19 protein-coding genes are annotated in these 19,348 nt (G+C 70.8%); 11 read left to right on the forward strand and 8 right to left on the reverse strand.

The genetic code is table 11. The features are described 5' to 3' along the window. Window positions 1-60: 60 nt before the first annotated feature. The 6 genes from Q9R08_RS02555 to Q9R08_RS02580 all read left to right on the forward strand — a co-directional run bounded on the left by Q9R08_RS02555 (window position 61) and on the right by Q9R08_RS02580 (window position 7,517). On the forward strand, window positions 61-1,677 hold the full coding sequence (locus Q9R08_RS02555) for an ABC transporter substrate-binding protein (protein ID WP_308866250.1): 1,617 nt from the start codon (window positions 61-63) through the stop codon (window positions 1,675-1,677). Between the two features lie 37 nt (window positions 1,678-1,714). Then, window positions 1,715-2,671 (forward strand): ABC transporter permease, encoded by a 957-nt coding sequence (locus Q9R08_RS02560; RefSeq protein WP_308866251.1) that lies wholly within the window; start codon window positions 1,715-1,717, stop codon window positions 2,669-2,671. Between the two features lie 11 nt (window positions 2,672-2,682). Further along, window positions 2,683-3,660 (forward strand): ABC transporter permease, encoded by a 978-nt coding sequence (locus Q9R08_RS02565; protein ID WP_418001304.1) that lies wholly within the window; start codon window positions 2,683-2,685, stop codon window positions 3,658-3,660. After that, window positions 3,657-5,333, forward strand: a complete 1,677-nt coding sequence (locus Q9R08_RS02570; RefSeq protein ID WP_308866252.1) for a dipeptide ABC transporter ATP-binding protein — start codon at window positions 3,657-3,659, stop codon at window positions 5,331-5,333. The genes Q9R08_RS02565 and Q9R08_RS02570 overlap by 4 nt, the downstream gene beginning before the upstream one ends. Window positions 5,334-5,556: 223 nt before the next feature. Further along, window positions 5,557-6,435, forward strand: a complete 879-nt coding sequence (locus Q9R08_RS02575; RefSeq protein ID WP_308866253.1) for a DUF1684 domain-containing protein — start codon at window positions 5,557-5,559, stop codon at window positions 6,433-6,435. Continuing rightward, a complete protein-coding gene (locus Q9R08_RS02580; RefSeq protein ID WP_308866254.1) occupies window positions 6,432-7,517 on the forward strand; it encodes an LLM class flavin-dependent oxidoreductase in 1,086 nt (361 codons plus the stop codon). Before Q9R08_RS02575 ends, Q9R08_RS02580 begins: the two co-directional genes overlap by 4 nt. Window positions 7,518-7,544: 27 nt before the next feature. Here Q9R08_RS02580 and Q9R08_RS02585 read toward each other — a convergent pair whose 3' ends face one another. Together Q9R08_RS02585 and Q9R08_RS02590 are read right to left on the reverse strand one after the other, a co-directional pair. Next, window positions 7,545-7,946 carry an ester cyclase gene (locus Q9R08_RS02585; RefSeq protein WP_308866255.1) on the reverse strand — a complete coding sequence of 134 codons (402 nt, stop codon included), beginning with the start codon at window positions 7,944-7,946 and terminating at the stop codon, window positions 7,545-7,547. A 27-nt stretch (window positions 7,947-7,973) separates the two neighbouring features. Continuing rightward, a complete protein-coding gene (locus tag Q9R08_RS02590) occupies window positions 7,974-8,105 on the reverse strand; it encodes a hypothetical protein (RefSeq protein ID WP_308866256.1) in 132 nt (43 codons plus the stop codon). A 253-nt stretch (window positions 8,106-8,358) separates the two neighbouring features. On the opposite strand from Q9R08_RS02590, the gene Q9R08_RS02595 reads away from it, so the two are divergent. The 3 genes from Q9R08_RS02595 (at window position 8,359) to Q9R08_RS02605 (ending at window position 10,834) form a co-directional block, all read left to right on the forward strand. Further along, the gene (locus Q9R08_RS02595) at window positions 8,359-8,922 is read left to right on the forward strand and encodes a TetR/AcrR family transcriptional regulator (RefSeq protein WP_308866258.1); all 564 of its coding nucleotides are present in this window, start codon (window positions 8,359-8,361) and stop codon (window positions 8,920-8,922) included. A 215-nt stretch (window positions 8,923-9,137) separates the two neighbouring features. After that, window positions 9,138-9,284, forward strand: coding sequence for a hypothetical protein (locus Q9R08_RS02600; protein WP_308866259.1), 147 nt, complete (start codon window positions 9,138-9,140; stop codon window positions 9,282-9,284). Between the two features lie 125 nt (window positions 9,285-9,409). Next, entirely contained in the window at window positions 9,410-10,834 is a 1,425-nt protein-coding gene (locus tag Q9R08_RS02605) for a DHA2 family efflux MFS transporter permease subunit (RefSeq protein ID WP_308866260.1), read from the forward strand. Between the two features lie 71 nt (window positions 10,835-10,905). On the opposite strand, the gene Q9R08_RS02610 is transcribed toward Q9R08_RS02605, so the two are convergent. From Q9R08_RS02610 to Q9R08_RS02625, 4 genes are all read right to left on the reverse strand, one after another. Beyond that, complete coding sequence (locus Q9R08_RS02610; RefSeq protein WP_308866261.1) at window positions 10,906-11,595, reverse strand: GNAT family N-acetyltransferase; 690 nt, start codon at window positions 11,593-11,595, stop codon at window positions 10,906-10,908. A 93-nt stretch (window positions 11,596-11,688) separates the two neighbouring features. Continuing rightward, window positions 11,689-12,681 carry an ABC transporter substrate-binding protein gene (locus Q9R08_RS02615; protein ID WP_308866262.1) on the reverse strand — a complete coding sequence of 331 codons (993 nt, stop codon included), beginning with the start codon at window positions 12,679-12,681 and terminating at the stop codon, window positions 11,689-11,691. A 50-nt stretch (window positions 12,682-12,731) separates the two neighbouring features. Next, entirely contained in the window at window positions 12,732-13,523 is a 792-nt protein-coding gene (locus tag Q9R08_RS02620) for an amino acid ABC transporter ATP-binding protein (RefSeq protein ID WP_308866263.1), read from the reverse strand. Further along, window positions 13,520-14,608 carry an amino acid ABC transporter permease gene (locus tag Q9R08_RS02625; RefSeq protein WP_308866264.1) on the reverse strand — a complete coding sequence of 363 codons (1,089 nt, stop codon included), beginning with the start codon at window positions 14,606-14,608 and terminating at the stop codon, window positions 13,520-13,522. Before Q9R08_RS02625 ends, Q9R08_RS02620 begins: the two co-directional genes overlap by 4 nt. 197 nt (window positions 14,609-14,805) lie before the next feature. On the opposite strand from Q9R08_RS02625, the gene Q9R08_RS02630 reads away from it, so the two are divergent. Both Q9R08_RS02630 and Q9R08_RS02635 read left to right on the forward strand, forming a co-directional pair. Further along, window positions 14,806-15,867, forward strand: a complete 1,062-nt coding sequence (locus Q9R08_RS02630; protein ID WP_308866265.1) for an LLM class flavin-dependent oxidoreductase — start codon at window positions 14,806-14,808, stop codon at window positions 15,865-15,867. Beyond that, entirely contained in the window at window positions 15,864-17,177 is a 1,314-nt protein-coding gene (locus Q9R08_RS02635; protein ID WP_308866266.1) for an LLM class flavin-dependent oxidoreductase, read from the forward strand. Before Q9R08_RS02630 ends, Q9R08_RS02635 begins: the two co-directional genes overlap by 4 nt. Before the next feature lie 72 nt (window positions 17,178-17,249). On the opposite strand, the gene Q9R08_RS02640 is transcribed toward Q9R08_RS02635, so the two are convergent. Beyond that, the gene (locus Q9R08_RS02640) at window positions 17,250-17,777 is read right to left on the reverse strand and encodes a DUF1269 domain-containing protein (RefSeq protein ID WP_308866267.1); all 528 of its coding nucleotides are present in this window, start codon (window positions 17,775-17,777) and stop codon (window positions 17,250-17,252) included. A 216-nt stretch (window positions 17,778-17,993) separates the two neighbouring features. Then, window positions 17,994-19,238 (reverse strand): RNA polymerase sigma factor, encoded by a 1,245-nt coding sequence (locus Q9R08_RS02645; RefSeq protein WP_308866269.1) that lies wholly within the window; start codon window positions 19,236-19,238, stop codon window positions 17,994-17,996. Window positions 19,239-19,348: the final 110 nt, after the last annotated feature.

Here is a 19,348-nt window from a genome sequence, read left to right on the forward strand (position 1 = left end):
TGAACCCACGAGCCCGGCAGCCTGCCGCGGCTCGCCCGCCACAGCTTTCTGGAGACCCCCATGTCGTTCATCCGACCCCGCACCGCCGCCCTCGCGGCGATCGGCGTCGTCGCGCTCACGCTCACCGCGTGCGCGACCGGCGCCGGCGACGCCGCCCCGACCGCATCAGCCGAAGCGGAGCCGGTCACGGGCGGAGATCTGACCTTCGCGATCTCGGTCGACAGCCAGTGCATCGACCCGCAGCAGGTCGGCAACAACGACGCGATCGCCATCGCACGGCAGACCGTCGCCTCCCTCACCATCCAGGACCCCGAAACCGGCGACATCCTGCCGTGGCTCGCCGAGGACTTCGAGGTCAACGACGACGCCACGAGCTTCACGTTCACGCTGCAGGACGGCCCGACCTACGCCGACGGCGAGCCGATCGATGCGGCATCCGTCAAGACCAACTTCGAGGCGATCGTCGCCCTCGGCGCCAAGGCGACGCTCGGCTCGTCGTACCTCGCCGACCTCGCGAGCATCGACGTGGTCGACGAGCACACCGTGACCGTCAACTTCTCGGAGCCCAGCGCACAGTTCCTGCAGGCGACCTCCACGTTCTCGCTGGGCCTGCTGTCGCCCGCGACGGCCGCCGTCAGCCAGGCCGACCGGTGCCTCGGCGACTTCGTCGGCTCGGGTCCGTTCTCGGTGCAGAGCTACACGCCCAACGAGGGCGCCGTGCTCGAGCGCCGCGACGGATACGAGTGGGGCCCGTCGACCGCCGGCCACACCGGCGAGGCATACCTCGACACCATCACGTACAAGGTGATCCCCGAGTCGGGCAACCGCACCGGCAGCCTGCAGTCGGGCCAGATCGACGCGACCACCGGCATTGCGACCGCCGACGCCGTGCTGTTCGAGGGCGACGGCTTCTGGTCGCTCAACCGCGCGAACCCCGGGTCGGTGTACAACCTGTACGCCAACCAGTCGACCGAGAAGCTCGCCGACGAGAGCGTGCGCCTCGCGATCCAGAAGGGCATCGACCGCGAGCAGATCACCGCGACGCTGCTCGGTCCCGACGACCTGCCCGCCGTCTCGCCGCTGGCGTCGTCGACGCCGTACTTCACCGACCTCAGCGACGTGCTCGAGTACGACCCCGAGCGTGCCGCCGACCTGCTCGACGAGGCGGGCTGGACCGAGGGCGAAGACGGCATCCGCGAGAAGGACGGTGAGAAGCTCAGCTTCCACGTGACCTACTGGCAGTCGCCCAAGGAGGTGCTCGAGCTCGTCCAGCAGCAGCTGCGCCAGATCGGCGTCGACCTGCAGCTCACCTTCGCGAGCATCGCCGACGTCACGGCCGCGAACGCCGACGGCACCTACGACTTCTCGTACGGCAACCTGACGCGGGCCGACCCCGACGTGCTCCGGACGGTGTTCTCGGTCAGCGGCACCAACAACGCCACCAAGCGCACCGAGCCCGCCGACGTCGACGAGCTGCTCGACGAGCAGGCCGCGATCATCGACCCTGCCGAGCGCCAGAAGGTCGTCGACGAGGCCGCCCGTCTGCTCGTCACCGGCGGCTACTCGATCCCGATCTACCAGCTGTCGACCACGATCACGGCCGCGTCGAAGGTGCAGGGGCTGACGTTCGAGGCGTCCAGCCGCCTGGACTTCTACGACGCCTGGGTCGCCGAGTAGAGCCCGCACGGGCATCGAGAGGATGAGGAGCGAGACCATGTGGGGCAGCTACATCGCCCGGAGGATCGGGCAGGGCCTGGTGGTCCTGTGGGCCGCCTACACGATCTCGTTCCTCATCCTCTATCTCCTTCCGGGTGACGCCGCGACGCTGTTCGCGGGCGGCGGCGACCAGGAGGCGATCGACCCCGCGCTCGTGGCGCAGCTGCGCAGCGAGCTCGGACTCGACCGCCCGCTGTGGGAGCAGTACATCGCCGCGCTCGGCAAGGCGCTGACCGGCGACTTCGGAACGTCGACGCAGACCGGGCGTCCGGCATCCGAACTGCTCCTCGAATCCCTGCCGCCGACGCTCGCACTCACCGCGTTCGCGTTCGTCCTGTCGGTCGTCTTCGGCATCATCCTGGCTTTGGCGGCCTCGCTGGCCCGCGCCCAGTGGCTGCGCAACATCCTCTCGTCGCTGCCGCCCCTCGGCGTCTCGGTCCCCGTGTTCTGGATCGGGCTCCTGCTGCTGCAGGCCTTCTCGTTCCGGCTGCGGCTGTTCCCATCGATGGGCAACGAGGGGTTCGAGAGCCTCGTGCTGCCCGCCATCACGATCGCGATCCCCTCCGGGGCGTTCATCGCGCAGCTGCTCTCGAGGAGCCTGAGGTCGACCCTCGCCCAGCCGTACGTCGAGATCGTGCGCGCCAAGGGTGCGAGCGAGCGTCGCGTGCAGCTGGGCCATGCTTTCCGCAACGCGGCGATCCCGGCGCTGACGATGGTCGGCGTACTCATCGGCGGGCTGCTCTCCGGAGCCGTTGTCACCGAGACGGTGTTCTCCCGCCTCGGCATCGGCCGCCTCGTCGTGACCGCCGTCAACAACCGGGACGTGCCGGTCGTGCAGGCCGTGGTCGTCTTCGCCGCCCTCGTCTTCGTCGTCGCGAACCTCGTCGTCGACCTCGTCTACCCCCTCATCGACCGTCGCATCACGCTCGCCCGCACGGCGTTCGTCGCGGCCTGACAGGAGCAGCCATGACCGTCGAGAACGTGCTCTCCGCGCCCACGCGCAGCATCGAGCCGCGCGACCCGTTCATCGAGGCGTTCGTCGACCCCGACGCCGATCCGGCGGGCGGCCCCGCAGCCGCTTCGCTGGAGGAAGGACGCCGGGATGCTGCGGCCCGGCGCTTCGCGCTGAAGCCGGTCGTCGGCGTCCTCACGCAGCCGACGCTCGTGGCATCGATGCTCGTCCTGGCGCTCGTGACGCTGTGGGCGCTGGTGCCCTCGTGGTTCACGGTGTGGGATCCGATCGTCGGAGTCCCGCAGGACCGCCTGCTCCCGCCGAGCACGGAGCACATCTTCGGCACGGACAACCTCGGCCGCGACCTCTACGCCCGCGTCGTCTACGGCGCGGCGACCTCGCTCGCCGCGACGACCGTCGCCGTAGTGGTGGGGCTGGCGGTCGGATCGCTGTTCGGCCTGCTGGCAGGGTTCCTCCGTGGTTTCGTCGACGACGCGATCATGCGCTTCATGGACGTGCTGCTGGCGATCCCCAGCCTGCTGCTCTCACTCGCCCTGATCACGGCGCTCGGCTTCGGCACGCTCAACGTCGCCGTCGCCGTCGGCCTCGCCAGCGTGGCATCCTTCTCCCGCGTCATGCGTGCAGAGGTGCTGCAGATCGCCACCGCCGTCTATGTCGAGGCCGCCCGCGTCTCGGGCGTGCGCTGGTACACCGTGCTGCGCCGGCACGTGCTGCCGAACGCGTCGGGACCGGTCGTCGCCCTCGCCGCGCTCGAGTTCGGCGTCATGGTGCTCGCCATCTCGTCGCTGTCGTTCCTCGGCTTCGGAGCCCCGCCGCCCACGCCGGAATGGGGCTCGCTCGTCGCGGGGGGCCGGGACTACCTCGCCGTCGCGTGGTGGCTGACCACGCTTCCGGGGCTCGTGATCGTGGCGGTCGTGCTGTCGGCCAACCGCATCTCGCGCGCCCTCGAGCGCAACGGAGGGATCCGATGACCGCGCTGCTGGAGGTGTCCGGCCTGTCGGTGTCGTACACGCTGGGCGGCGTGCCGCGCCCCGCCGTCCGTGACGTGAGCTTCACCGTCGACCGCGGCGAGGTCGTCGCGATCGTCGGCGAGTCGGGCTCGGGCAAGAGCACGACCGCCCACGCCGTGATCCACCTGCTGGCCGGGAACGCCTCCGTGGACGCCGGCACCATCCGCTTCGACGGCGCCGACCTCACCGCGCTGTCGCCGCGGGCGTGGCGCGAGGTGCGCGGCCGCCGCATCGGCCTCATCCCGCAGGACCCGACGACGAGCCTCAACCCCGTCAAGCGCGTCGGTCGTCAGGTGGGCGAGCCGCTGGTCGTCCACGGCCTCGCGACACGCCGCGCCGCCGACGCGCAGGCCGTCGAGCTGCTGCGCCTCGCGGGCATCGGCGAGCCCGAGGCCCGCGCGCGCCAGTTCCCCCACCAGTTCTCGGGCGGCATGAAGCAGCGCGCGCTCATCGCGACGGCGCTGGCGGCCGAGCCGCAGCTCGTGATCGCCGACGAGCCGACGAGCGCCCTCGACGTGACGGTGCAGAAGCAGATCCTCGACCACATCGACACGCTCGCGTCGACGCTCGGCACCGCGGTGCTGCTCATCACGCACGACCTCGGTGTCGCGGCCGACCGCGCCGACCGCATCATCGTTATGCAGAACGGCGAGATCGTGGAGACGGGCCCCGCGCGGTCGGTGCTGGAGGATCCGCAGCACCCGTACACGCGCGCGCTCATCGCCGCGGCGCCCGGACTGCGCGGGCCGGCGGGTTCGTCCCAGGGTGCGTCGGGCGCCGCGCATACGGCCGATCGCGCGCCGCGACCCGCGGCGGATCATGGTGCGCCCGCGCTCCTGGAGGTGACGGGCCTCCGCAAGGAGTTCCCGCTCCCCGGACGCGAGAAGCTGGTCGCCGTCGACGACGTGTCGTTCCGCATCGACCGCGGCGAGACGCTGGCGATCGTCGGCGAGTCGGGGTCGGGCAAGAGCACGACGGCGCGACTCGCGCTGCGGCTGGAGAAGCCGACGGCAGGCGGCATCCGATTCGACGGCACCGACATCGTCGCCGCGAACCGGGAGGAGCTGCGCACGCTGAGGCGCCGGTTCCAGCTCGTCTACCAGAGCCCGTTCGCATCGCTCGATCCGCGGTTCACGATCGCCGAGGTGGTCGACGAGCCGCTGCGCGCCTACGGCGTCGGCAAGGCCGAGCGCGCGCGCCGCGTGCGCGAGCTCATCGACCAGGTCGCGCTGCCGGCGGTGACGGCCTCTCGACGCCCGGCCGAGCTCTCGGGCGGACAGCGCCAGCGCGTCGCCATCGCTCGCGCCCTCGCGCTGCGCCCCGAGCTGGTGGTGCTCGACGAGGCCGTGTCGGCGCTCGACGTGTCGGTGCAGGCGCAGATCCTCGATCTGCTCGCCGCCGTGCAGCGCGATGTCGGTGTGTCGTATCTCTTCATCAGCCACGATCTCGCCGTCGTGCGCGAGATCTCCGACCGCGTGGCGGTGATGCAGCACGGGCGCATCGTCGAGCAGGGTGCGACCTCGCGCGTGCTCGGCGCCCCGCAGGAGGAGTACACGCGCCGGCTCATCGAGGCGATCCCGGGATCGACGCTGTCCGCGTCGGTGCCGGTGCTCCCGGGGGAGGCGGCCGCGTGAGCACGCGTTCGACTGACCCGACTGCGCCTCACGAACTTCGCAGTCTGCCGCCGAACTCGCAGAAGATCACGTGATCTCTGCGAGATCCGCGTGGTTCTGCGAAGTCTGTGCGCAGCGGCGGCCCAGCCGCCGGCATCCACCCCCGCCGAACCACCGGACAGTTCGCCTCCACCCGACAGTTCCCATCGACCGCACCGTCCATCCACCGCACGAGGAGCACCCCATGACCAGCACACTCAACACCGACATCGATCGCGCCCAGTTCGGGCGCGACTGGGACACCTGGCACCGGGCGCACGAGACGCACCGCGCCGACCCCCTCGGCTTCTTCGCGATCACGGGCCTGCACTGGCTCGGGAGTGAGCCGATCGCGCTGCCGGGGGCGCCGGGCACGTGGAGCCTCGGCCTCGGAGCCGACGGCGTCGTGGTCGAGCTCGCGGAGGGCGAGAGCCTCACGCTCGACGGCGCCACGATCACCGGCCGCCACGCCTTCGGTGAGCTCCCGGAGCGCAGCAGCCTCACGCCCGGATTCACCGCCGGCGACGTCGCCGGCGCCGTCGAGATCGCGCAGCGCGGCGGGCACACGATCCTGCGGCCGCGGCGCGCCGACCACCCGTTCCTCGCGGAGTATCCCGGCACCCCGACGTATGTGCCGAATCCGCGCTGGCGCGTGGCCGCGCGCTTCCGTCCGTTCGACGCGCCCCGGCCGACCGAGGTGGGCGCTGCCGTCGACGGCCTCACCCACGTGTACGACGCCCCCGGCGTGCTCGAGTTCTCGTGGCGCGGCGACCACTTCACGCTCACCGCGTTCGACGGCAAGGCGCCCGGCGACCTGCTCGTGCTGTTCACCGACGCGACGAGCGGGCTCACCACGTACGCCGCGAATCGTTCGGTGGGCGTCGACGCGCCGGATGCCGACGGCTGGACCACGATCGACTTCAACCGCGCCGTCAACCTCCCGTGCGCCTACACCGACTTCGCCACGTGCCCGCTGCCTCCGGAGGGCAACCGCCTGCCGATCGGCATCGAGGCCGGCGAGAAGACGCCGCTCACGCGCGTGCGCTCCACCGATGCGCTCGTCGCCCCGGCGGTGGCGGCATGAGGTTCCAGCTGCTCGACATCGTCCCGTACCGCGCCGACCCCATCACGCGTCGCCAGGTCTCGCCGTCCGAGCGGTTCGCCGAGACGCTGCAGCAGGCGATCCGCGCCGAGGAGCTCGGATTGGATGCCGTCGCCATCGGCGAACGCCACGCGGGGCAGTTCATCTCGTCGTCGCCGACGGTGCTGCTGGGTGCGATCGCGGCGCGGACCTCCCGCATCCGTCTCAATTCAGGCGTCACGGTGCTGTCGGTGCTGGATCCGGTGCGCGTCGCCGAGGACTACGCGACGATCGATCAGCTCTCCGGCGGCCGGCTCGACATCACGATCGGCAAGGGCAACGAGGTCGCCCAGTTCCCGCTCTTCGGCCTCGACATCGACGACCAGTGGGAGCTGCTCGCCGAGAAGTACGAGCTGCTGCGGAGCCTCTGGCGCGAGGAGGATGTCACGTGGGCGGGCAGCGAGTTCACGCGCCCACTGACCGGCGTGACGACCCTGCCGCGCCCCTTCGCCGGAGCGCCGCGGGTGTGGCACGGGTCGGCCACGACGCTCTTCTCGGCCGGACTCGCCGCCCGCTTCGGCGACCCGCTGTTCAGCGCGAACGCCATCCAGCCGCTCGAGAACTACGGCGTGCTCGTCGACCACTACCGCTCCGAATACTCGCGGCACGGCCATGACCCCGCGAGCGCATTCGTCGCCGCCGGTTCGGGCGCGCTCTTCATCGCCGACACCACCCAGGACGCGATCCGCGAGTACGGTCCGGTCTACAACGCGATCGTGGCCGCCACCAACGTGCCCGGGAACAACACCCCCTTCCGCGACATCGAGCACGCCGTCGCCGAGGGTCCCGCCCTCGTCGGCACGCCGCAGCAGGTGATCGACAAGATCGCCCGGTTCCGCGGCCGGCTGGGGCACGACCTGCAGTCGATCAGCCTGCCGACCACTGTGCCCTTCGGGCGGCAGCTCGAGATCCTCGAGCGCTTCGCCGACGAGGTGGCGCCGGTGCTGCGGCGCGAGTTCCCGACGGCGCTGTGGACGGATGCCGACCCCCACGGGCAGCGGACCCGCGAGCTCGCCGCCGCCTGACGCCGGAGAGGCGCGGCGCGACCTCGGCTAGCGTTCCGCCCTGCCGAGCTGGGCGCGCAGCTCGAGGTCGTTCTCGGAACCGGTGAACTCGGTGATACGCCCGTTGGTCACGCGGTACATCGCGAACTCGGCGACGTTGACGTGGCGCCGGGTCGGGCCGATCCCGCGGAACGGACCCAGGTGGGTTCCGCTGCCCCGCAGATGGGCGGCGACGCGGTCGTCCTCGACGACCAGCTGGATACGGCGCCACCGCCAGTCGGGGAAGCCCTGGAAGAGGTCGGCCATGTCGGTGACCCACGCCGCGGCGCCACCGGGCAGATGCGCACGCCGGACCGACGGATCGACGAATGAGCGGATGGCGTCGAGGTCGTGCCGGTTGCAGGCGTCGAGATACTCCGCGTACCACTCGCGCATCTCCCACGGCTCCACTCCCTCATTATCCGGGGAGCCGCGAACTCATCGGTTCGCGTCGCGGCCTGAGGGAACCGCCTGGCGCCATGTCTTGCGGAACCAGTCGAAGATCGGCGCGATCGATCGCCATCGTCGCCCGAACAGCGCCTTGCCGAATGAGTGGTCCTGCTCCGTCATGTGTGATCCCTGCCGATGGCCGCGTGTGGGCACCGCAGGATCGGAACGTCGACGAGCCGAGAGGAGCGGGCTCACGCAGAGGCCTGTGTGCCAGGTGGACGCCGGGAGTCTGGGGCGCCAGGCCAAGGCTAGGCGAAATATGGCCGGTTGTCGCCATATTTTTCCGGGTGGACGACTTCGTTCGTCAGTGCGGTTCCGCATCTACGACGTGAGTGATTGACGAGTCACTCGCGGTGAGTGTAGAGTCACTCACATGCCTGCTCGCAGCTCGATCCTCTCCACCGCCGACGTCCGGCGCCCCATGGTGGCGGCCGCCGCGCTCACCCAGTTCGCGCGCGGCGGCTATCACGGCACCACCGTCGCCGACGTCGCCAGAGAGGCGAAGATCTCGTCCGCCTACGTCTTCAAGCTCTACGCGCGCAAGGAGGCCTTGTTCGTCGCCGCCCTGGAGGCCTGCTTCGACCACATCGTCGACGCCATCACCTCCGGCGCCGACGCGGCCGCCGACACTTCTCCGACTGCGGTGCTCGACTCCATGGGCGACGCGTATGCGGATCTGATCCGCGACCGCACTCTCCTCATGCTCCAAGTGCACGCCCAGTCCGTCGCCGACATCGAGGAGATCGGCGCCGCTCTCCGCGCCGGCATCGCGCGCGTGACGGACTTCGCCAAGCGGCGCTCCGGTGGCACCGACGAGGAGGTGCAGCAGTTCATGGCCTATGGACAGCTCTGCCATCTCCTGGTCACCGCCCGGATCGACGAGATCCCGGCGGACTGGGCACGCATCCTCTCGCGGGGAATCCGCCACCCCGAGTGAAGCCCAGCGCAGGCCTCGAGTTCTGCACGTCCCTACGAGTGAGTGATGGCTCACTCTCTAGTCGAAAGGAGGACAGATGAGGAACGAGATCACCATGCGATGGGCGGCGCTAGCGCCGCTCGCTCTCATCGCTGTCGCGATGTTCACCCAATGGAACTGAGGCAGCGGCATCCCGCTGCCCTCCCATCGCTCACCCGCACGAGAACGGAAGAACAATGACCGGCACCACCCAGGACCCCACCGCCGTCCCAGCGCCGCCGCCCTCGGGACGCGCTCCGCGAACCGTCGAGAAGACCGTCTGGTGGATCACCTTCGGCGTCATCGTATTCGCCATCATCGCGATGCTCTCTCTCTGGAACTGACCCACGGGCGGGGAGCGTGCGGCTCGCCGACCGCTCCCCGCCCCCCGCGCCCCGCATGCGCCGCACGCTCCCCCATCCGCCGCTCTCGCAACCGCCCGCATTCCCCTAGAGAAGGAACACCCTCCATGACCACATTCGCCGCGCCGCGCATCGCGCCTGCGCCGACACCTCGCAGCTCACGGCGGTGGCTCGCCCTGAGCATCCTCGCCCTCGCCCAGTTCCTCGTCGTCCTCGACGCCTCGATCGTGAACATCGCGCTACCGGTGATCGGCCGGCAGCTCTCGATGGACACGACCGCGCTCGCCTGGGTGATCACCGCGTACGTCCTCGCGTTCGGCGGTCTGCTTCTGCTCGGCGGACGCCTCGCCGACCGCTACGGCCACCGCCGGGTGTTCCTCATCGGCGCGGCCGGTTTCGTCGCCGCGTCCGCGCTCGCGGGCCTGTCGGCATCGAGCGAGATGCTGCTCGCCGCCCGCGCGCTGCAGGGGGCATTCGCTGCCCTTCTCGCGCCGGCCGCCCTGGCCTTGCTCACCCAGTTATTCCCCGCTCCCGCGGACCGGACCAAGGCGCTGGGCGTGTGGGGCGGCGTCGCCGGCATCGGCTCCGCGGCGGGCGTCCTGCTGGGAGGCGTGCTGACCGCCGCGCTCGGGTGGCAGGCAGTGTTCTTCGTCAACGTGCCCATCGGAGCGATCGTCCTCATCGCGATCCCGCTCCTGATCACCCGCGACGTGCCGGCGGCGCGAGGCAGGCTCGACGCGCCGGGAGCAGTGACCATCACCGGCGCGCTCGTCGCCGCCGTCGGCGCTTTCAGCGCGATCGAGCAGGTCGGCTTCGTCCACCCGCTCACGCTCGGCCTCGCGGGACTCGCAATCGCACTGGGGATCGCGTTCGTGATCATCGAACGTCGCACCGCGGAGCCTCTCGTTCCGCTCGAGGTCTTCCGCAACCGCAACCTCACCGTCGGCAACATCGCCATGCTCCTCGTCGGCGCCGTGATGGTCGCGCTCTTCTTCGCACTGTCCGTGTTCATGCAGTCCGTGCTCGGCTACGACGCACTGACCACCGGCCTCACGCAGCTTCCGCTGGCCGGCGCACTCGTGATCGTCGCGGGCATCGCGCCCCAGGTGATCGGCCGCATCGGCGCGAAGCGCACCTTGATCGCATCGCTGGTGGTCCTCGCCGCCGGTCTTGCCTGGCTGTCGCTCGCGCCCGCCGACGCCGTCTTCGTCACCCAGCTCCTCGGCCCGACCGTACTCATCGGGATCGGCATGGGTGCTGCCTTCGTCACCACGACCCAGCTCGCCGTGGACCACGTCGACGGAGGCGAGGCAGGACTGGCCGGCGGGCTGGTGAACACGAGCCAGCAGATCGGCGGTGCGCTCGGACTCGCCGTGCTGGCCACGGTCGCTACGCTCCGCACCGACACGCTCCTGGAGGCGGGTGCCGCCGTTCCCGATGCGGTCACGGGCGGATTGTCGTGGCTGTTCGTCGGCACGGCGGTCGTCGCGCTGGCTGCCGCCGGCGTCGCCGGGCTCGTGCGCAGGCCCTAGCGCCGACCGCCGTCGCTTCACCTCAGTGTCGCGGCAGGACTTCGAGCGGGCGTTCACGGCCCCGCGGGATGTCAGCGGAGTGCGGGAGCCAGGTCGTAGCCGAACGCGTACAGCTCGATCCACCGGCCGGGCTGCACCTCCCACAGCCCCTCGCGCTCCGACCGCCGCTGGAAGCCGAGCTTCGCGTAGAGCGCATGCGCTCCGGTCATCTCGGGCCCGCTGTTCATCACGACGCGGTGCGAGCCGCGCTCGCGCGCGAGTTCGATGACGTGCCGGGTGAGCGCCTCGCCGATGCCTCGTCCGCGCGCGGTCGGTGCGACGGCCAGCTGGCGGAAGTCGGTCTCGCCGGGCTGCGCCATGTCCGCGAGCGGCTTGCCCTCTCGCGCCACCCATACGGTGCCGAGGATGTCGCCGTCCGCGTCGACCGCCACCCAGACGTCACCCTCCTGCACCCGGCCGGCGACGTCGCGCAGTGACGCCAGGTACTCGTCCGACAGCTGGCCGTAGCTGGTCAGGTAGGCATCCGCGGTGACATCGCCGGCGCGCTCGTACTCGTCGGTGCGGACGAGCCGGATGGTCCAGTCGGCGGAGCGGGATGCCGCCTCGGCGGTCTCGTCGGGCGCAGGCGAGGGGACGGTGTCCTGGTCGGGGGAGGAAGAACGGTGCACCCATCGACCGTAACCCGGCGCGAGACGGCCGGCTCCGGCATCCGTCTCCGCATCCAGAGACGACGGCGGGTCGGTGACCGGAATGCGAGCCATCGGTGCTCCCTCGAGTGGACGCTGTGCGGACGGTGACGGGTGACATGGGAGGCCGGCCGGACCCGCGAACGGGCCCGGCCGGCGTGAGGCTCGTCAGGACTTGGGGAGTCCGGGCGGGTTGATCAGGCTCTCCTCTACGCGCTCCGACTCGAGGTCCCAGATCTCGAGCACCTCGTCGTACTGGCCGTTCTCGATGAGGTAGTCGAGCGCGATGCCCACCGGCTCGATGAGCCCGTTGCCCTTGGCAGTGGCGGCGGCGATGTTCGCCGTCAGCGGCCAGCCGCCGGGCACGAGGCCGACGAGCTTGGTGTCTCCGGTCTCGCGAGCGGACCACGCCGATGTCGCGTTCGGACCGAATGTCGCGTCGATGCGGCCCGACTGCAGCGCCAGCACGGTCGCGGCGTTGTCGTCGAAGTACTGCAGCTCGGCCGGCTCCTCACCCGCGGTCTCGAGCTCCTCGTTCCACGCGAGCAGCACCTGCTCCTGGTTCGTGCCCGAGCCGACCGCGATCGTGAGACCGGAGATGTCGGCGGCCCCCTCGATCTTCTCTATGTCGCTGTCGCTCTTCACGTAGAAGCCCAGCAGGTCCTCGCGGTAGCTGGCGAAGTCGTAGAGCTCCTTGCGCTCCTCGGTCACGGTGACGTTCGACGTGATGAGGTCGTACTTGCCCGACTGGATGCCGAGGGGCCAGTCCGCCCACGCGACGACGACCGGGTTGTACTCGAGGCCGAGGGCGTCGGCGATGAGTGCGCCGATGTTCGGCTCGGTGCCGGCGGCCTCGGTCTCGCCCTCGGGGATGTAGCCCAGCGGCGGGACGTAGGCGGAGTGCGCGACGGTGAGCTTGCCCGGCTCGACCGGCTCGAAGCCGCTCGCCTCGAGGGCCTCGACGGCCTCGGCCACGGGCTCGTCGAGGCGGACCCACTGGATGTCGTCCGTCGCCACGTTCGCCGACTCCTCGGTCGCCTCCGGTGCCGCCGCCTCGGCCGGCGCGTTCTGGTTGACGCCCCAGAGGACGCCGCCGACGATCACGGCCACCGCGACGACGCCGACGCCGATCGCGATGCCCTGCTTCTTGCTCAGTGCCATTGCTGTGTTTCCTTTTCTCGGGTGAAGACTCGGTCTCGAGTTCTCTCGGGTCAGGCCAGGACCTTCGCGAGGAAGTCCTGGACGCGGGGATGCTTCGGTGTCACGAGGACCTCGGCGGGAGGGCCCTGCTCGACGACCTGGCCGCCGTCGAGGAACACGACACGGTCGGCGACCTCGCGGGCGAAGCCGACCTCGTGCGTGACGATGATGAGGGTCGTGCCGAGCTGCGCGAGGTCGCGGATGACGTCGAGCACCTCGCCGACCAGCTCGGGGTCGAGCGCGCTCGTCGGTTCGTCGAACAGGATCACCTTGGGCTTGAGCGCCAGGGCGCGGGCGATCGCGACGCGCTGCTGCTGTCCGCCCGACAGCTGGCGCGGGTAGTGGTCGGCTTTGTCGGCGAGCCCGACGCGGTCGAGCAGACCCAGCGCGAGCTCGCGGGCATCGTCCTTCGAGAGCCGGCCGAGCGCGATCGGCGCCTCGGTGACGTTCTCGAGCGCGGTGAGGTGCGGGAAGAGGTTGAAGTTCTGGAAGACGATGCCGATCTGCGTGCGCCGCTCCAGCACCTCCCGCTCGCGCAGCTCGTAGAGCTTTCCGCCGCGCAGCTCGTAGCCGATCAGCTGGCCGTCGACGGTGACGGAGCCCCGGTCGACGCTCTCGAGGTGATTGATGGTGCGCAGCAGCGTCGACTTGCCCGAGCCGCTCGGCCCGAGGATCGCGACGACCTCGCCCGGCTCGACCGTCAGGTCGATGCCGCGCAGCACCTCGACGCCGCCGTAGCTCTTGTGGACGTTATGGATCTCGACGAGCCCGCGCGTGGCGGTCTCCGCGATGACGGTGCTCATGCGCCTGCTCCTCCGGAGTTCTTGATGTCGTTAGACGAGCCGCTGAACGTCGCCTTCGCGGCGATCGGGGCGTCGACGCCCACGAGCGGCGGCGGACCCGTGTCGGAGTCGCCCAGCCGCGCCCACTGCACGGCGACCCAGCGGCGGGCGCGCTGCACCGGCGTCGGCGGCAGCACCCGCACGGTGCCGCGGGCGTAGTGACGCTCGATGTAGTACTGCGCGATGCTCAGCACCGTGGTGATGATCGTGTACCAGACCACCGCGACGAGCAGCAGCGGGATCACGCGGCTGTTGCGGTTGTAGATGACCTGCACGGCGTAGAAGACCTCGGGCAGGGCGATCACGAACACGACCGACGCGCCCTTGACCAGCCCGATCACCTCGTTGGTGGCGTTGGGCACGATCGAGCGCATCGCCTGCGGCAGCACGATGCGCGTCAGCCGACGGCGGGGCGGGATGCCGAGTGCCGCGGCCGCCTCGAGCTGGCCCTGGTCGACCGACAGCAGACCGCCGCGGATGATCTCGGCCGAATACGCCGCCTGGTTGAGGCTGAGCCCGAGGATCGCGGCCGCGAAGGCGCTGATCAGCTGCACCGTGGGGAACTCGACGAGCCAGAAGTCCGTCGTGAACGGGGTGCCGAGGCCGAGGGTCGGGTACAGGTAGCCGAGGTTGTACCAGACGATGATCTGCACGACGAGGGGCACCGAGCGGAAGAACCAGATGAACAGCCACGCGGCCGAGTTCAGGAGCGGCGACTTGGCGAGGCGGGCGAGCGCGAGCAGCGTGCCCAGGAAGAACCCGATGGATGCCGAGACCACGGTCAGCAGCAGGGTCAGACCCACGCCCTGGAGCACCGGCTCCGACAGGAAGTAGTGGGCGAAGACATCCCACTCGTAGTTCTCGTTCGTCACCAGCGACCACGCGAACTGAGCGACGACGAACAGCACGACGATGCCGATCGACCACCGGAACCAGTGCCGGGTGTGGACGACGGGGAGGTCGCCGAGGTCGACGCGCGACGACGCCGGCGGAGACGGCGGCGCGGCCTCGGCGGCGCCTGCCTGGCGCGGAAGTGTGTCGGTCATGAGGGGCTCCTCGGTCGGTGGCGCGGTGTCTGCGGGGTGCGCCGGTAGGGCGAAGCTAGGGCCACACGCCGCCGGTGGCCGAGCCGCCGGGGGCCCGCGGCGACACGGATCGTGACGGTCCGCAACGCGGCGTCACACTCCGGAATGCACCGACGCACAGCGGCGCTGCCTGCGCCCAGCGACCTACCGTGGCTCGCATGTCCGACACCCCGTTCGCCGTCGCCCTCGAGCTGGACGCCGACGGCGCCCACCCCACGGCATCCGCCTCCCCTGCCGGCGCGCTCTCGCCGCGCCGTCTCGCCGCGCGCGTCGCGAGCGCCGAACGCCTCGGGTTCACCGCCGCCACCTTCGACGATTCGCCGTTGCCGGTCGGCGAAGTCCCACGATGGGATGCCGTGCAGCGGGCTGCATACGCCGCGCCGCTGACGACGGCGCTCGGCCTCGTGCCGGTCGCGCACGTGGCGTACAGCGAGCCGTTCCACGTCGCGACCCAGCTCGCCAGCCTCGACTGGGCGTCGAACGGCCGCGGCGGCTGGATCGTCGCGGCATCCGCAACCCAGCGCGAGGCAGCCGCGTACGGTCGCACGGCGCTGTCGGATGAGGAGCTGCGCCGCGAGCGCGACGACGTCATCGAGGTGGCACGCCGGCTGTGGGACTCGTGGGAGGACGACGCGGTGATCCTCGATGCCGCCACCGGCCGCTACCTCGACGCCGACAGGCTGCACTACGTCGACTTCGAGGGCGAGAGCTTCTCCGTGAAGGGTCCGCTCATCACACCGCGCCCGCCGCAGGGCCAGCTCGTCGTGGTGGCGCCCGCAGGGACCGCGGGCATCGACGTCGCGCTCGTCGAGGGCGCTGACACCGCGGAGATCACGGATGCTGCCGCCCGAGCGAGAGCGGCCGGCGCGACGCGCGTCTGGGCCGAGGTGGAGGTCGTGCTCGATGCCCGGGGCGTCACCGCCGAGCGGCGACTTGCCACGCTCGGGCCGTGGCCGTCGCGCTCGCGCCTGCGTCACGCCGGCGACACCTCCGGGCTCGTCGCCCTCCTCACCGACCTGTCGGCGGCCGTCGACGGCGTGCGGCTGCACGTCGCAGAGCTCGACGTCGACCTCGAAGAGGCAGGCCGCGCCGTGCTGCCCGCCCTGCGATCGCGGATCGGCTTCCGTTCCCCGCGCCCGGGCGAGACCCTGCGCGACACGCTCGGCCTCGCCCGCCCCGCCAACCGCTACGCCGCATCCGCTGTGAAGGAGTTCGCATGACCACGTCCCGACGCATCCAGTTCGGAGTGTTCTTCCAGGGCGTCAACTTCGGCACCATCTGGTCGAGCGACCGGAGCGGATCGCAGTACGACTTCGAGTCGTTCCGCCGCATCGCGCAGACCGCCGAGCGCGGGCTCTTCTCGGCGTTCTTCCTCGGGGAGGGGCTGCGGCTGCGCGAGCACTTCGGCCGCATCCACGACCTCGACATCGCCGGGCGCCCCGACGCGCAGACCCAGCTCGCCGCGCTGGCCGCGGTCACCGAGCGCATCGGCCTCGTCGCGACGCAGAACACGACCTACAACGACCCGTACGACCTCGCCCGGCGCCTGAACTCGCTGGACCTGATCAGCGAGGGCCGTGCCGGCTGGAACATCGTCACGACCGACAACGCGTGGACGGGGGCGAACTTCCGCCGCGGCGGCTACCTCGACCACGCCGACCGGTACCGGCGCGCGGCACAGTTCGTCGACGCCGCCCAGCGGCTGTGGGATGCCGGAGCCCACGGCGTCGGAACCCCGGTCGAGGTCGACCGCGACCTGGTGTCGTTCGCCGGCCCCGCACCGCTGCCGCCGAGCCCACAGGGTCGGCCGGTCCTGTTCCAGGCCGGTGACTCCGACGAGGGACGCGAGTTCGCCGCGGCGAGCGCGGACGTCATCTTCTCGGGCCACCCCGGACTCGACGAGGCGATCTCCTTCGCGGCAGACCTGCGTCGGCGCCTTCCCCGGCACGGGCGAGGCGAGGACGAGCTCAAGTTCTTCCCGGGCGCGCAGTTCATCCTCGCGCCGACCGACGCCGAGGCACGCGAGAAGGCCGAGTGGGTCACTCGCGCGCAGGTATCGCCGCAATCGGCGATCCGCTTCCTCGAGCCGATCTGGGGCCGGGATCTGTCGGACTTCGACGCCGACGGCCCGCTCCCCGACATCGACCCGGTCGTCGACGAGGTCGACGGCGCCCGCGGCTCGCTCTTCCAAGGGCGCCGCACGCTCGAGACGGCGAGGGAGTGGCGCGAGAGCGCGGCCGCCGACGGCCTGTCGATCCGCGAGTTCGTCATCAAGCGGTCGTCGCTGCGCACCTTCGTGGGCGGCTACTCGACGATCGCCGACCGCGTCGTGCAGTACGTCGACGCCCACGCCGTCGACGGGTTCAACGTCTCGCCGTATCTGGTGCCGGAGGGCCTCGACGACATCGTCGACGGGCTCATCCCGGAGCTTCAGGAGCGCGGCGTCTACCCCACCGAGTACCCCGGCACGACGCTGCGCGAGAACCTCGGCCTGCCCGACGTCGGCGAGCGTGCCGAGCTCGCGGCCTGAGGGGCTGCGCTCGCGGCCAGACGGGCTGCGGGTAGGCCCGGCGCTCGCCCGCCGGGCCTCGGCGAGAACCGGCTAGGAGTTGATCTGCTCGACGACGTCGTCGGCCGACTCGTCGATCGCCTTGCGCAGCTTGTCGTAATCGTCGGAGTCGATCGCCTTGCTGATGCGCTTGTCGGCCCTGGTCAGGGCCTTCTCGACGTTGTCGGCCCACCTGTCGTCGACGACCGCGACGACGGCGGAGGTCCCGGGTGTGAGGTACTCGTCGACGTCGACGCCGAACTGCTTCTCCTCGCGGTTCTTCTTGATCTTTCCGAGGATCGCGCCGATGCCGGCGCCGACCGCGGTGGCCGCCAACAGCGGCGGCGCGAACAGGCCGACGACCACTCCGGCGCCCGCGCCCCAGGCCGCACCGTGCCCGACCGACTTGTCCCCGTGCTCTTTCACCTGGACCTTGCCGTCCTTGTCGCGGACGAGCACCACGGCGCCGACGATCTCGTAGCCGCCGGCGTCCTGGCCGCTTCGGAGGGCTTCGTAGTCGTCCGACGCGGAGGCCGTGTCGTCGTACGAGCCGACTACCAGTGCGAGGTTCTGCGTACCCATCGATCTCTCCTTCGGTTGATCTCCGAAAGCGACCGGCCGGTCACTCCGGACTCTGGGTCATCAGGGTGCTGTGATCCTATTGCGGTGCCTGATGCACTGGCGAGGCCCTGAACGGTGAACTCTCGGATTCTTCTGCGTTGCGGATCCGGGCTGCACCCACGGACGTCGGGGCGCAGACAGGGCGGCGGCCGTTGCGCGGGAAAGCCGGACGGCGGGTCACCACACGAGCTGGTCGCGACGGCGGGTGAGGTAGGCCCGCTCGGCGGGGTTGCGGGAGAGTTCGACGGCTCGGTCGTACGCGGTCCGCGATTCGCCGCTCCGCCCGACCCGCCGCAGGAGGTCGGCGCGCGCAGCGTGGTAGGCGTGATACCCGTCGAGGGCCTCGCCGAGTCGGTCGATCTCGGCGAGCGCCACGTCGGGACCGTCCAGTTCGGCGACCGCGATCGCGCGGTTGAGTCGCACGATCGGGGAGTCATCGATGCGCATCAGGCGGTCGTAGAGTGCGACGATCTGGGACCAGTCGGTATCGCGTGCGGACGGGGCGTCCGTGTGCACCGCATTGATCGCGGCCAGCAGCTGATACCGCCCCGGTGGATCGGCGCCGGCGGCGACCGCCGCGATCCGTTCGCGGACGAGGTCGTGACCCTCGATGATGAGGGCCCGATCCCACGCGCCGCGGTCTTGCTCGTCCAACGTCACCAGCTCACCGGCGCGGGACACCCGGGCGGTGCGCCGCGCGTCAGTGAGGAGCATCAGCGCGAGGAGTCCCGTCACCTCCCCCTCATCAGGAAGGAGGGTGCGCAGCAGGCGGCCCAGGCGGATCGCCTCGTCTGTCAGGTCGGCGCGCAGCGGGTCATCCCCGGCGGTGGCGAGATAGCCCTCGTTGAAGATGAGGTAGATCACCGCGAGCACACCGGCGAGCCGTTCCCGGATGTCGCCTGCCGACGGCATCCGATAGGGAATGCGCGCTGTCTTGATCTTCGCCTTCGCGCGGGTGATCCGTCGCGCCATCGTGGTCTCCGGTACCAGGAATGCGTGGGCGATCTCTGCGACGGTGAGTCCGCCGAGCAGGCGCAACGTCAGCGCGACGCGCGCCTCCATGGCAAGAGCAGGATGACAGCAGGTGAAGACCAGACGGAGCCGGTCATCCTCGACCGGCCCGATCGGCTCGTGCGGGGTGTCGTCGGACAGCATCTGTGCCGCCTGATGTTTGTCGTCGCGACGGGATTCCCGACGCAGCCGGTCGATCGCCTTGCGCGTCGCGGTGGTGGTGAGCCACGCGCCGGGGTTGGGCGGTACGCCGTCGCGCGGCCACCGCTCCACCGCGGCGACGAATGCCTCGGCGGCTGCGTCCTCGGCGAGATCCAGATCGCCGAAGCGACGTGCGAGACCGGCCACCACCCGCGCCCACTCCTCGTGGTGGGCACGGGCGATGGCCTGCACGACCGGGGGTCCGGTCACGACTCCCGCAGAGCGTGAGCGGGTGCGGCGAGCCGCGCGGCGCGCGCTGGGACGGCACCGAGCTCGATGTCCTCAGCCGGTGCGAACGCGGGCTGCGTGCACGCGGTCAT

The organism is Microbacterium psychrotolerans, from assembly GCF_031085295.1.
In the GTDB taxonomy this organism is placed as follows: domain Bacteria; phylum Actinomycetota; class Actinomycetes; order Actinomycetales; family Microbacteriaceae; genus Microbacterium; species Microbacterium psychrotolerans.